This window comes from Micromonospora echinofusca, assembly GCF_017614955.1.
Lineage (GTDB): Bacteria > Actinomycetota > Actinomycetes > Mycobacteriales > Micromonosporaceae > Micromonospora > Micromonospora echinofusca_A.
This window is the reverse complement of the sequence record NZ_WVUH01000238.1, coordinates 1-11,768: the sequence shown is the minus strand read 5'-3', so window position 1 is coordinate 11,768 and position 11,768 is coordinate 1. Positions and strand designations below refer to the sequence as shown.

The following is an 11,768-nucleotide window of genomic DNA, read 5'->3' as shown; positions in this document are numbered from 1 at the left end:
GGGACGCGGCGGGCGGGGCGGACAGCGGCGCCACCGGACCGGCGGAGGCCAACCGGCGCTCCATCCGCTCCAACCGTTGCAGCAGACCCCCGGTCGAGTCGTCCACGCCGGGCAGCAGCATCCGGGCGCAGATCAGCTCCAGCAGCAGCCGGGGTGCGGTGGCGCCCCGCATCTCCACCAGGCCGTTGTGCACGATGTCCGCGCAGCGGGACAGCGTGGCCGGCCCCAGCCGCTGCGCCTGCGCGGCCATCCGTTCCAACTGGTCCGCCGGACCGTCGATCAGCCCCTTCGCCGCCGCGTCCGGTACCTGCTGAATGATGATCAGGTCACGCAGCCGCTCCAGCAGGTCCGAGGCGAACCGGCGCGGGTCGTGCCCGGCCTCGGCCACCCGGTCGACGGTGGCGTACGCCGCCGCGCCGTCCCCGGCGGCGAGCGCGTCGCACATCTCGTCGATCAGGGCCGAGTCGGTGACCCCGAGCAGAGCGACCGCCCGGGCGTAGGTGACCCCCTCGGGGCCCGCCCCGGCGATGAGCTGGTCGAGCACGGAGAGGCTGTCCCGGGCGCTACCGCCACCGGCCCGCACCACCAGCGGGAAGACCGCCGGGTCGATCCGGGCTCCCTCCGCCTCGCACAACTGCTCGAGGTAGGGCCGGAGCACCCCGGGCGGGATCAGCCGGAACGGATAGTGGTGGGTACGCGACTTGATCGTGCCGAGCACCTTCTCCGGCTCGGTGGTCGCGAAGATGAACTTGACGAACTCCGGCGGCTCCTCGACCAGCTTGAGCAGCGCGTTGAACCCGGCCGACGAGACCATGTGCGCCTCGTCGATGACGTAGATCTTGAAGCGGCTGCTGGCCGGGGCGAAGAAGGCGCGTTCGCGCAGTTCCCGGGCGTCGTCGACGCCACCGTGGCTGGCCGCGTCGATCTCGATGACGTCGATCGAGCCGCCACCGTCGGTGGCCAGGGAGCGACACGAGTCGCAGGTACCGCACGGGTCCGGGGTCGGACCCTGCTCGCAGTTGAGGGAGCGGGCCAGGATGCGGGCGCTGGATGTCTTGCCGCAGCCCCGGGGGCCGGAGAAGAGGTAGGCGTGGTTGAGCCGCCCGCTGCGCAACGCCTGCGACAGCGGCTCGGTCACGTGTTCCTGGCCGATCACCTCGGCGAACGTCCGGGGCCGGTACTTGCGGTAGAGCGCCAGTGCCACCCGTTCCGCCTCCTCTCGACCGAGCCATTCTGCGCCGGTCCGGCCCGGGTGACCACCCGCCCCGCAGGCCCGTCCGCGATCATCCTGCCGGCGGGGTGACCGGTGTGCCGGACATCCGGTGCGGCCCGATCGTTCCTGACCGATCCCGGGTACGGCCGGCGCAGCCGGCACGGGTCGACCAGGCCGACCGGTCGGCCTGGTGAGCGGTTGCCTCGATCGACCGGCACCGGAAACAGAAAGGCCCCCCGTGCACCCGTCAGAGCCCGCTTATCCTTGCTGCCTTCCGGCCCTGGGGAGGTTCACGAGATGCACGCCGCACGGGGGGTACCGCAGAGTCTACCCGGTACCGTTGTAGATCTCCGAGGGTGGTGGGGTGGGCAACCCGCAGGGGACCTGTATTCTGTCCCACGGAGGATTCGCCTAGAGGCCTAGGGCGCACGCTTGGAAAGCGTGTTGGGTTAACACCCTCACGAGTTCGAATCTCGTATCCTCCGCTCTTCTGAGCAGCGTAAACGAGCAGGGCCGGCCCCACGGGGACCGGCCCTGAATCGTCTCTCGGGTCGTTCTCGTCTCAGTTTCGGCCGCCCGGTGTCAGTTGACACGCGGACACCGCACGCACGGATGGAGCAGCTCGACAGCGTTCTGCCAGGGGCGTACCGGCCTTGGCAGCATCCCCACGGTGTGATCGGCTGGCGGCATGCGGGTGGCGGTGATCGGCGGTACGGAGTTCATCGGGCGACGGGTGGTCGAACGGCTGGCGGAACGGGGCGACGAGGTCCTGGTGATCCACCGGGGCCGTACCGAGCCGGCGGACCTGCCGCCCTGTGCCCACCTGCACGTCGACCGGCGGGACTTCGCCGACGTCGCCGACCAGGTACGCGCCTTCGCGCCGGACGCGGTGGTCGACTCGTACGCGCTGAGCCGGGCCGACGTCGACGCGGTGCTGCCGCACCTGCCGGACGTACACCTGGTCCTGCTCTCCAGCGTGGACGTCTACCGGGTGTGGGAACTGCTGCTCGCCGACGACGACACGCCCGTGCCGCTGCCGCTGGACGAGACCGCCCCGCTGCGCACCGGACGGTACCCGTACCGGGGTCGCGGGGCCGGGCTCGACGACTACGACAAACTCGACGTCGAACCGGCGTACCTGGCCCGGGGCGGCACCGTGCTGCGGCTGGGCATGGTCTACGGCCCCCACGACCAGCAGCGGCGGGAGGAGCCGGTGCTGCGGCGGGTACGCGCCGGTCGTACCCGGATCCCGGTCGGCGCGGCCGGCACCCTGCTGACCCGGCTGCACGTGGACGACGCGGCCGGCGGGGTGCTCGCGGCCCTGGACCGTCCGGCGGCGGCCCGGGGTGCGGTGTTCAACCTGGGCGAGTCGGTCACCTACAGCATGCGGTCCTGGTTGAAGCTGGTCCTGGCCGCCGCCGGGCACGAGGCCGAACTGGTCCGGGTACCGGACGAGCTGGTTCCCGCCGACCTGCGGCTCACCCGCGCCCTGGCCCAGCACGTGCTGTACACCAGTGGCCGGGCGGAGGCACTGCTCGACTGGCGGCCGGCGGACCCGGTGGCCTCGATCGCCGCCTCGGTACGGTGGCACCTCGATCATCCACCCGCCGACGCGTCCGCCGATTTCAGCGCCGACGAGCAGGCCCTGAACGGCGGTGCGGAGGCGACTGTCGCCCACCACCGGTAACGTGCCCGATGTGATCGAGCCGTCGGCGGCGGAGCCGGAGGGGGACCCGGACGTGCCCGCCCACCGGAGCCGGGGCCGCAGCGGGTACGCCGGTTTCACCGTGGTCTTCGTGCTGGCCGCCGCGTTGATGACGGCGCTGACGGTCTGCGGCGGCCTGGCGCTCGCGGTGTGGTTCGCCGCCCGTGGCTGAGCCGATCCGGGCCCGCCACCGTCGTACACATGTTCTATCCACAGGCTGTGGGCAACACCTGTGGAGGACACGATGGGCTACGAACTCAGCGCGGTGATCGCCGACGCCGACCTGCTGCGTGGGCAGACGGCGGATCTCGACCACGCGGTACTCGCCGAACTGCGCCAGGAGATGGCCCTGCTCCCGGTCACACCACTGCTGGTCGAGGAGTTGACCGGTCGCCTGCCGGACTTCGACAACGAGCCCCGCAGCGTCGACCGGCCCTTCCATCTGGTCCTCGGGCACGACCTGACCCGGGTACTCGCCGAATGGTCACACCTGGGTCAGGTCGGCTACCTGGAGGCCGAGTTCTCCGGCGGCAGCGGGTACCAGGCGGCGACCGTCTGGCTGGACGGCCGGACGGTGTGGGGCCCGACGTTCGACGACGAGTTCACCGCCCCGCGCGGGGAGTGGCCGATCAACGGGGCGCTACGCCGGCTCGGCGTGGAGCCCGGCCCCTGGATCGACCTCTTCGCCGAGGTAGGGCTGCACCTGATGCCGGACACGGACGGCTGGCTCATGCACGGACGACGCGGGTTGACCCCGGACCACTACGAGGATCTGGCCGAGGAGTGGGAATCCCGACAGAACCCCCCAGACAAGCAGTAACCATAACGACTAAGACACGTTGGGTAGCCGGGGGATCACGTGAAGCTACGACAACTGTCATTCATCGCTGCCCTGCTCACTGCGGCAGCCATCGCCGGCAGCGGCGGCAATCCCGGACCGACGGCGGCACCACCACTGGACGCCGCGGTGCCGGAGGTCATCGACCTGGACGGGCTGGGGCCCGTCGAGTTCGGCGACACCGAGCAGGAGTTGGCCCGGCGGGGCGTACTCGAACCGGAGGCGCCCTGCGGTCCCGGTCTGGCCGGACTCGACCGGGTCAGCCCGATCTTCGCCGACGAACGTCTGGTGCTGCTCTGGGCCAGCCCGCCCATGCGGACCCCGGAGGGCGTCACCGTGGGTACCCCGGTCAGCCGGGTACGCGCCGCGTACCCCGACGCCACCGGGCTGTCCGCCCCGGCCGGGACGTACCGGTTCGACGGGCTGCTGGCCCGCGACGGCGACCGCGCGTACCTGTTCCTCCACGACGGACGGACGGTCCGCAAGACCATCGCCGGGTACGCCGAACACGCCCGCCGGCTCTTCGACGAGGGGTACAGCCCCTGCTGAGACCGGTACTGGGACCACAAGCGGAACGCCCGGTCAGTCCGTGAGGACCGACCGGGCGTTCTCGCGTTTCACGAGCGGTGGCGGCGGGATTTGAACCCGCGGAGGGCGTAAACCCTCACACGCTTTCGAGGCGTGCTCCTTAGGCCACTCGGACACACCACCGCCGAGAAGGGTACCCGACGCCGCAGACCGGTGTCGCGGGGGTACCGCCCCCGAACGCCTGGCAGGATCTGAGCCATGAGTACGCACATCGGCGCGAAGCCGGGCGAGATCGCCGAACGGGTCCTGATGCCGGGTGACCCCCTGCGGGCCAAGTGGATCGCGGAGACGTACCTCGAGGACGCCCGGTGCTACTCGACGGTCCGGGGCATGCTGGGCTTCACCGGCAGGTGGTCGGGGGTCGAGGTGTCGGTCCAGGGGTCCGGCATGGGCATGCCGTCCGCCTCGATCTACGCCCACGAGCTGATCAACGAGTACGGCGTGAAGTCGCTGATCCGGGTCGGTTCCTGCGGGGCGCTGCGCGAGGATCTGCAACTGCGGGACGTGATCGCGGCGATCGGGTCGTCGACCGACTCGAACATGAACCGGATGCGCTTCGACGGGCTGATCGACTACGCCCCGGTCGCCGATTTCGGGTTGCTGCGTACCTCGGTGGACGTGGCCGAGCGGCGGGGCATCAGCATGCACGTCGGACCGATCCTGGCGGCGGACGCCTTCTACACCGACCGCCCGGACCTCTACGACGCGCTCGCCGACTACGGCGTCCTGGCGGTGGAGATGGAGTCGGCCGCGCTCTACACGATCGCGGCGCGGTTCAAGGCGCGGGCGTTGACCCTGCTGACCGTCAGCGACCACATCAAGACCGGCGAGAAGACCACCGCCGAGGAACGGGAGCAGACCTTCAGCCAGATGGTGGAGATCGCTCTGGACACCATCGTCGCCTGAGGTCCCGAGCCGCCCACAGTGTTAACAGGGGCCCCCTCCTCTACCGAAAGCGTTAAGAGGGGGCCCTTCCTTACCCCTCAGCGGAAGAAGGCGCGCAGTACGGCGGCGCTCTCCGCGGCGAGTACCCCGGCGTACACTTCGGGACGGTGGTTGAGCCTCCGGTCGCGTACGACGTCCCAGAGCGAGCCGGCCGCGCCGGTCTTGGGCTCCCAGGCGCCGAACACCACGGTGCCGATCCGGGCGAGGACGAGGGCTCCGGCGCACATGGTGCACGGCTCCAGCGTGACCACGAGGGTGCAGCCGTCCAGCCGCCACTCGCCGACCCGGGCGGCGGCCCGGCGCAGGGCCAGGATCTCGGCGTGTGCCGTGGGGTCCCCGGTGAGTTCCCGTTCGTTGCGGCCGGTCGCCAGTTCGGTGCCGTCCGGTCCGTAGACGACCGCCCCGACCGGGATGTCCCCGTCGGCCGGGAAGCGGGTGTCCGGCGGGCCGGTGTCCGGACGGCCGGCGTCCCGGCTACCGGTGGCCGGGAGGCCGGCGTCCGGCCCGGTGACGGCGACCTCCAGGGCACGCCGCATCCACAGTTCGTGTCGTTGCCGCCGGCCGACGCCCGCCGGGTCGGCCAGCCCTTCGTCGGGGCCCACCGTCGACGGTGCGTGGGGATCTGCGGCGGCGGGCGGCGGACCGGCCGCGCTGATCCGGCCGAGTGCCGGATCGGCCCGGTCGACGGGGCCGGTGCCCGGGTGTTCAGGTGAGTCGGACACGGTCACACCCCGCGCAGGTCCTCGACCTCGTCGGCGCAGCCGATCACCTGGCAGATCTCGGCGATCACGTCGGCGGGGAGCATCCCCTCGTGCGCGCAGAGCCGCAGCAGCCGGGACGACGGGATGCCGAGGTCGGCGAGGAGGTCCGCGTCGCCCACCGGGTCGGCGTCCGGATCGGCGGCCGGCCGTTCGTTGTCGTCCTCGTCGGTACCCGTGCCCCGGCGGGACCCGTCCTCGGTCTCCACCGCCGGTACCTTGATGTCCCCGACCAGGACGGCGCCCAGGCGCGACTCCTCGGCGAACGCCGAGTCGGAGGCGAAGACCCGCAGGTCCTCCCCGTCGTCGAGGCGCATGACGACCAGGTAGATGTCGTCGGACTCGACGAAGAGCAACGAGGTACCGGCGTCCGGTTCCACGTCCCGCAACCGGTCGGCGACCTCGTCCAGGTCCACCACGCCGGCCAGGTCGAGTTCCGCCGCCGTCCAACCGGTCGCGTCACGCACCACGGCCGCAGCGAAGTAGGCCACTATCTCCCCCAAGAAACGCTTCGGCGTACCCGCAGTAGAACACCGCCGACTGTCACGCGTGACGGTAACCGGTCCCCGGGCAGGTCAGTGCACAACGCCCCGGAACCGGGAACGGAATAGCCGGAAAAGTTCCGCCCACCCGGCGGGGCCACCCGACGACCTCAGTCCACCGGGCGACGGCGGGTGGCGATGAGTTGTCGGAGCCGCTCGGTGCGGGCGCGCTGCGGACGTTTCCGCTCGCGTACCGCCCTGGCCCCGGCGAGCTCGGCGAGGAGTTCGAGTCGCCGTCTGCTGCGGTCGGGGTCGAGCCGCTGCACTGTCCAGCCCATGCTGCCGAGCGTGCCGAGTTGCTGAACGTTCGTCAAGGTCGATGTCGCTGAGCAGCCGGCACCGCACCCACCGTCACCTGCCGGCTGGGCCGCCGGTCACCAGAGTGGCCAGTTTCCGCTGGTCGCCCACCGGGTGGCGAGCACCGCTGCCGCGATGCTCCAGCCACCGGCGGTGACGATCGCGATGCCGGTCGCCACGCCCCGGTCACCGACCCGGACCAGCACCAGGGCCACCAGCCAGGCCACCGCACCGGCGAACAGCGTCCACCACAGGTAGCCGACCAGCCCGGGCCCGAGCAGGCCGAACACCAGCAGCCACAGCGCGGCGGCCCCACCGCCGGCCGCGACGCCCGCCCCCCGCACCGGGTGCGGTTCGCGGTAGGTGGGCCGGCGGGGCGCCAGCGAGGGGAAGAGACCCGACGGGGTACGCGCCGCGGGGTGACCGGGTCCGCCCGGGGCACCGGGCCCCGGCGGAAACACGGGCTGCTGCGCCATGCCGGCAGCGTACCCGCTCGACGGGCGGTGGACGGGTCACGGACGGTGTCGACCGGGCCGGTCTGCCAGGATGTCGGGATGCGAGCGGATGCCCTGCGGTCCCGGACCGGACACGCGGCGTACCGGGTGCTGCTGTCGGTGGTGGTGCTGCTCGCCGGTGCCTGCGCGGACGGTGGACCGCCGGTGCCCCGGCCCACCCTGCCGGCGCCCGGGTGGAGCGCGGGGACCGGCGACGGGGGTACCACCATCCCGCTGCCGTCCACCCCGGCCGCGACGACCGGCGGTCCGACCGGACGACCGACCGCCTCCGCGAGCACCTCCGGCCGGTACGTCTTCCCGGTGCGCGCGACGAACGCGTCGTACCACCCGACCCACTCCGCGTACCCGGGCACCGACATCTTCGCCGCCTGCGGTACACCGGTGGTGGCGGTGACCGACGGCCGGGTGCTGGAGGTGAGCCGGGTGGACCGGTTCGACAAGCGGGGGCCCCGGGGCCCGTTCAACGGCGGGCTGTTCGTGTCGCTGCTCGGTGACGACGGGGTGCGCTACTACGGGTCGCACCTCACCGTCGTGGCGACCGGGGTCGAGGCGGGTGTCCGGGTCCGGGCCGGTCAGCAGGTCGGCACGGTCGGCCGGACGGGCAACGCCAACAACGTCTGTCACCTGCACTTCGGCATCTCACCCCCGTGCACCGGGTCGGACGGGTGGTGGATCCGGCGCGGGGTGGTCTGGCCGGCGCCGTACCTGACCGCGTGGCGGCGCAAGGTGAACCGGTCGGCGGCGGACGAGGTCACCGCCTGGCACCGGAAGCACGGTTGTCCGGCCGCGCCGAAGGCCGACTGACGCCCGTCCCGGGCGTAGGTTCGAGGGCATGACCGCCCGGGATCCGATCGCCGACCTGCGCCGCATCGCGTTCCTGCTGGAACGCGCCAACGAGGCCACCTACCGGGTACGCGCCTTCCGCTCGGCGGCGGCGGCCCTGGCCGCGCTGCCCGGTCGGGAGCTGGCCGACCGGGCCGCCGCCGGGAAGCTCACCGAGTTGCCCGGGGTGGGTGAGGTGACGGCCCGGTGCGTGGTCGAGTCGCTGGCCGGTGAGGAGCCGGTCTACCTGCGGCGTCTGGTGGCGACCGAGGGGGTGGACCTGGACGCGGCGGCGACGGCGCTGCGGGCGGCGCTGCGCGGCGACTGCCACACCCACTCGGACTGGTCGGACGGTGGTTCACCGATCGAGGAGATGGCGCTCGCGGCGGTCGAGCTGGGGCACGAGTACCTGGTCCTCACCGACCATTCGCCCCGGTTGAAGGTGGCCCGGGGGCTGACCGCGGACCGGCTGCGCCGCCAGCTCGACCAGGTGGCCGAGGTGAACGCGGAACTGCCGGCCGGGTTCCGCATCCTGACCGGGATCGAGGTGGACATCCTGGCCGACGGCAGCCTGGACCAGGAGGAGGAGTTGCTGGCCCGGTTGGACGTGGTGGTCGGTTCGGTGCACAGCGGCCTGAACGACGAGCCGGCGAAGATGACCCGGCGGATGCTCGCTGCGGTCACCAACCCGCACCTGGACATCCTCGGGCACTGCACCGGCCGGATGGTGTCGTCCCGCCCGGCGGGGGTGACCGGCCCGGGGGACCGGGGGCACCGCGCCCGTACCCGCCCGGAGAGCCGCTTCGACGCGGCGGAGGTCTTCGCCGCCTGCGCCGAACACGGCAAGGCGATCGAGATCAACTCTCGGCCGGAACGGCAGGATCCACCGAAACGGCTGATCCGGCAGGCGCTGGAGGCGGGCTGCGACTTCGCCGTCAACACCGACGCACACGCCCCCGGCCAGCTCGACTGGCAGCGTTTCGGCTGCGTACGGGCGGCGCTGTGCGGCGTACCGGCCGAGCGGGTGGTGAACACCTGGCCGGCGGAGCGGCTGCTCCGGTGGGCTGCCGGACACTCGGCCGACTGATCCGTCACTCTGGGTCGACGACACCCTTCGGCATGATCGGCATTTCGGGCCGCTGATCGGCCCGGATACTGGGCAGCGTGGGCGTCACCCGGTCACGTAGTGTCGAGTGGTGGGACGAATTGATGACCTCGCCAACCAGTACGTCGCCGACTGGGCGGCGCTCAATCCTGTCGGCGCCACCTATGCCGGCATCAGCGGGTACGACGACCAGCTCGACGACCTGTCGCCGGTCGGCTACGACGCCCGCGCCGAGCTGATCCGGCGTACCCTCGCCACGCTCGACGTGACCGAGCCGGACACCGAACGGGAGCGGACCGCCCGGGAGGCGATGCAGGAGCGACTGGGGCTGGAACTGGCCCGGCACGAGGCCGGCGAGGTGGCCAGCGAGGTCAACGTGATCACCAGTGGGCTGCACGAGATCCGTCAGGTCTTCGATCTGATGCCCACCGAGGGCGAGGAGGCGGTCGCCAACATCGCGGCCCGGCTCAACCGGTTCGCGGGCGCGTTGGAGGACTACCGGACCACGCTGCGTACCGCCGCCGACGCCGGGCACGTCAGCTCCCGGGCCCAGCTGGTCGAGGTCGCCAAGCAGTGTGACATCTGGACCGACCCGGCCGGTGACAACTTCTTCCACGGCCTGGCCGAGAGCCTCTCGGCGGAGGGCGCGCTCGCCGCCGAGCTGCGCCGGGGTGCCGCCGCCGCGACGGCGGCGACCGCCCAGTTCGGGCAGTTCCTCCGGGACGAGCTGGCCCCCCGGGGTCGGGAGAAGCAGGCCGCCGGCCGGGACCGGTACGAACTGGCCTCGCAGTACTTCCTCGGCGCCCGGGTGGACCTGGACGAGACGTACGCCTGGGGTTTCGAGGAACTCGCCCGGCTGGAGGCGGAGATGCGGACGGTGTCCGCGCGGATCGCCGGTTCGGGGGCGAGCATCGACGAGGCGGTCGCCGTGCTGGACGCCGACCCGGCCCGCACCATCCGGGGCAAGGAGGCGTTCCGGGACTGGATGCAGGAGCTCGCCGACCGGGCGATCAGCGACCTGCACGGTACCCATTTCGACATCCCGGAGCAGGTCCGCCGGATCGAGTGCTGCCTGGCGCCGACGAGCGACGGCTCCATCTACTACACCGGGCCGAGTGAGGACTTCTCCCGGCCGGGTCGGATGTGGTGGGCGGTGCCGCAGGGCATCACCGAGTTCTCCACCTGGCGTGAGGTGACCACGGTCTACCACGAGGGGGTGCCGGGTCACCATCTCCAGGTCGGGCAGACGGCGGTCCGCGCCGAGCTGCTCAACCGCTGGCAGCGGCTGCTCTGCTGGTGTTCCGGGCACGGCGAGGGTTGGGCGCTGTACTCGGAGCGGCTGATGGACGACCTGGGCTACCTGGACGACCCGGGTGACAAGCTCGGCATGCTCGACGGTCAGGCGTTCCGGGCCGCCCGGGTGATCGTGGACATCGGTATGCACCTGGAGCTGGAGATCCCGAAGGACAACCCGTTCGACTTCCACCCCGGTGAGCGGTGGACCCCGGAGCTGGGCTGGGAGTTCATGCGCGCCCACTGCCGGGTGCCGGACGAGAACCTGCGGTTCGAGCTGAACCGCTACCTGGGCTGGCCGGGGCAGGCTCCGGCGTACAAGGTCGGCGAGCGGATCTGGTTGCAGGCCCGGGACGACGCCCGGGCCCGCCGGGGCGCGGACTTCGACCTGAAGGAGTTCCACCGGCAGGCCCTGGACCTGGGCGGGCTGGGTCTCGACCCGTTGCGCAACGCGCTCGCCCGGCTCTGACCAGCCGTACGCCGGTGCCGGTGGGCCGTCGGAGGGACGGTCCACCGGCACCGGCGGCTGGTGGTGCTGTCAGACGATGCCCAGCTTCAGGGTCGGTTCGACGCTGAGCTGGTCGCAGTCGAGGTAGGCCAGGTCGATCACCGGTTCGGTGAAGGTGAGCGGTAGGGGCGAGGTGATCGGGATACCGTCCGGCAACGGCAGGTCCGGGGTGAGGGTGACCTTGATGCCGAGGAACCGGCCGACGAACCGGGTGGTGTAGAAGGACACGTCGCCCTGCACGGTCAGCGCGCCCGTCTGGTACCGCATGGTCGTGGCGAGCGGTCCGTCCACGTCCAACTGGAAGTCGTCGGTGACAGCCTTGCTCATGGTGAACTTCAGCGCCCGGAGCGTGCCGTCGACCGTGGGCAGGTCGACGATGCCCTCGAAGCGCAGCGCCGTCATGGTGACCTTGGAGCCGGTCAGCCGGCCCGGCTTCTTGGCCACCGGCGGCTGGTCCGGGTCGACGGCGACCCGGGGCAGCGGCTTGCCGGGCTGCACCGGAGCCGGCGAAACCGGCGTACCCGGCCGGCACCGCTGCGGTCCGGAGGTCCCACCCGGCGCCGGGCGACCGGTCGGGGCGGTGGTCGCCGTGACGGCCGGCTTGGCGGTCGGGCTGCTGGCGGGGGCGGACGCCGTGGG

The 11,768-nt window shown here is 72.0% G+C and carries 13 protein-coding genes, 2 tRNA genes, 1 other RNA gene and 1 pseudogene; 9 read left to right on the top strand and 8 right to left on the bottom strand.

Annotated elements, in window-relative coordinates; translation table 11 throughout:
• Together GSF22_RS23240 and ffs are read right to left on the bottom strand one after the other, a co-directional pair.
• Nucleotides 1-1,204: DNA polymerase III subunit gamma and tau (locus tag GSF22_RS23240; protein ID WP_208815851.1), on the bottom strand; the 1,204-nt coding region annotated here is incomplete at its 3' end.
• Nucleotides 1,205-1,440: 236 nt separating this feature from the next.
• Nucleotides 1,441-1,531, bottom strand: an RNA gene (gene ffs, locus GSF22_RS23235) — signal recognition particle sRNA small type.
• Nucleotides 1,532-1,613: 82 nt separating this feature from the next.
• On the opposite strand from ffs, the gene GSF22_RS23230 reads away from it, so the two are divergent.
• From GSF22_RS23230 to GSF22_RS23210, 5 genes are all read left to right on the top strand, one after another.
• Nucleotides 1,614-1,698, top strand: a tRNA-Ser gene (locus GSF22_RS23230).
• Between the two features lie 203 nt (nt 1,699-1,901).
• Nucleotides 1,902-2,900 carry an NAD-dependent epimerase/dehydratase family protein gene (locus GSF22_RS23225; RefSeq protein WP_208815850.1) on the top strand — a complete coding sequence of 333 codons (999 nt, stop codon included), beginning with the start codon at nt 1,902-1,904 and terminating at the stop codon, nt 2,898-2,900.
• A gap of 10 nt (nt 2,901-2,910) precedes the next feature.
• Complete coding sequence (locus tag GSF22_RS23220) at nt 2,911-3,090, top strand: hypothetical protein (protein ID WP_208815849.1); 180 nt, start codon at nt 2,911-2,913, stop codon at nt 3,088-3,090.
• Between the two features lie 72 nt (nt 3,091-3,162).
• Entirely contained in the window at nt 3,163-3,738 is a 576-nt protein-coding gene (locus tag GSF22_RS23215) for a hypothetical protein (RefSeq protein WP_208815848.1), read from the top strand.
• 39 nt (nt 3,739-3,777) lie between these two features.
• Nucleotides 3,778-4,305 (top strand): hypothetical protein, encoded by a 528-nt coding sequence (locus GSF22_RS23210; protein WP_208815847.1) that lies wholly within the window; start codon nt 3,778-3,780, stop codon nt 4,303-4,305.
• A gap of 75 nt (nt 4,306-4,380) precedes the next feature.
• On the opposite strand, the gene GSF22_RS23205 is transcribed toward GSF22_RS23210, so the two are convergent.
• A tRNA-Ser gene (locus tag GSF22_RS23205) sits at nt 4,381-4,467 on the bottom strand.
• Nucleotides 4,468-4,542: 75 nt separating this feature from the next.
• Here GSF22_RS23205 and deoD point away from each other — a divergent pair.
• Nucleotides 4,543-5,250, top strand: coding sequence for a purine-nucleoside phosphorylase (deoD, locus tag GSF22_RS23200; RefSeq protein WP_208815846.1), 708 nt, complete (start codon nt 4,543-4,545; stop codon nt 5,248-5,250).
• A 77-nt stretch (nt 5,251-5,327) separates the two neighbouring features.
• Here the strand turns inward: deoD and GSF22_RS23195 are convergent, their stop codons facing one another.
• The 4 genes from GSF22_RS23195 to GSF22_RS23180 all read right to left on the bottom strand — a co-directional run bounded on the left by GSF22_RS23195 (nt 5,328) and on the right by GSF22_RS23180 (nt 7,362).
• A complete protein-coding gene (locus GSF22_RS23195) occupies nt 5,328-5,825 on the bottom strand; it encodes a nucleoside deaminase (RefSeq protein ID WP_208815854.1) in 498 nt (165 codons plus the stop codon).
• A gap of 188 nt (nt 5,826-6,013) precedes the next feature.
• Nucleotides 6,014-6,538: a tRNA adenosine deaminase-associated protein gene (locus GSF22_RS23190; RefSeq protein ID WP_208815853.1), complete on the bottom strand. Its 525-nt coding sequence runs from the start codon at nt 6,536-6,538 to the stop codon at nt 6,014-6,016.
• Nucleotides 6,539-6,699: 161 nt separating this feature from the next.
• A complete protein-coding gene (locus GSF22_RS23185) occupies nt 6,700-6,903 on the bottom strand; it encodes a hypothetical protein (protein WP_208815855.1) in 204 nt (67 codons plus the stop codon).
• A 60-nt stretch (nt 6,904-6,963) separates the two neighbouring features.
• Nucleotides 6,964-7,362: a hypothetical protein gene (locus GSF22_RS23180; RefSeq protein ID WP_244368290.1), complete on the bottom strand. Its 399-nt coding sequence runs from the start codon at nt 7,360-7,362 to the stop codon at nt 6,964-6,966.
• A gap of 78 nt (nt 7,363-7,440) precedes the next feature.
• On the opposite strand from GSF22_RS23180, the gene GSF22_RS23175 reads away from it, so the two are divergent.
• From GSF22_RS23175 to GSF22_RS23165, 3 genes are all read left to right on the top strand, one after another.
• The gene (locus tag GSF22_RS23175; RefSeq protein ID WP_208815845.1) at nt 7,441-8,205 is read left to right on the top strand and encodes a M23 family metallopeptidase; all 765 of its coding nucleotides are present in this window, start codon (nt 7,441-7,443) and stop codon (nt 8,203-8,205) included.
• Between the two features lie 28 nt (nt 8,206-8,233).
• Nucleotides 8,234-9,310 (top strand): PHP domain-containing protein, encoded by a 1,077-nt coding sequence (locus tag GSF22_RS23170; RefSeq protein WP_208815844.1) that lies wholly within the window; start codon nt 8,234-8,236, stop codon nt 9,308-9,310.
• 109 nt (nt 9,311-9,419) lie between these two features.
• The gene (locus GSF22_RS23165; RefSeq protein ID WP_208815843.1) at nt 9,420-11,090 is read left to right on the top strand and encodes a DUF885 domain-containing protein; all 1,671 of its coding nucleotides are present in this window, start codon (nt 9,420-9,422) and stop codon (nt 11,088-11,090) included.
• A 69-nt stretch (nt 11,091-11,159) separates the two neighbouring features.
• On the opposite strand, the pseudogene GSF22_RS23160 reads toward GSF22_RS23165, so the two are convergent.
• Nucleotides 11,160-11,768, bottom strand: a pseudogene (locus GSF22_RS23160) (DUF6114 domain-containing protein); the annotation flags it as partial.

Coding starts and splice junctions, on each gene's coding strand:
- GSF22_RS23180 (WP_244368290.1), bottom strand. CDS start 7,362: ATGGCGCAGCAGCCCGTGTTTCCGCCGGGGCCCGGTGCCCCGGGCGGA.
- GSF22_RS23175 (WP_208815845.1), top strand. CDS start 7,441: ATGCGAGCGGATGCCCTGCGGTCCCGGACCGGACACGCGGCGTACCGG.
- GSF22_RS23195 (WP_208815854.1), bottom strand. CDS start 5,825: ATGCGGCGTGCCCTGGAGGTCGCCGTCACCGGGCCGGACGCCGGCCTC.
- GSF22_RS23215 (WP_208815848.1), top strand. CDS start 3,163: ATGGGCTACGAACTCAGCGCGGTGATCGCCGACGCCGACCTGCTGCGT.
- GSF22_RS23170 (WP_208815844.1), top strand. CDS start 8,234: ATGACCGCCCGGGATCCGATCGCCGACCTGCGCCGCATCGCGTTCCTG.
- deoD (WP_208815846.1), top strand. CDS start 4,543: ATGAGTACGCACATCGGCGCGAAGCCGGGCGAGATCGCCGAACGGGTC.
- GSF22_RS23225 (WP_208815850.1), top strand. CDS start 1,902: ATGCGGGTGGCGGTGATCGGCGGTACGGAGTTCATCGGGCGACGGGTG.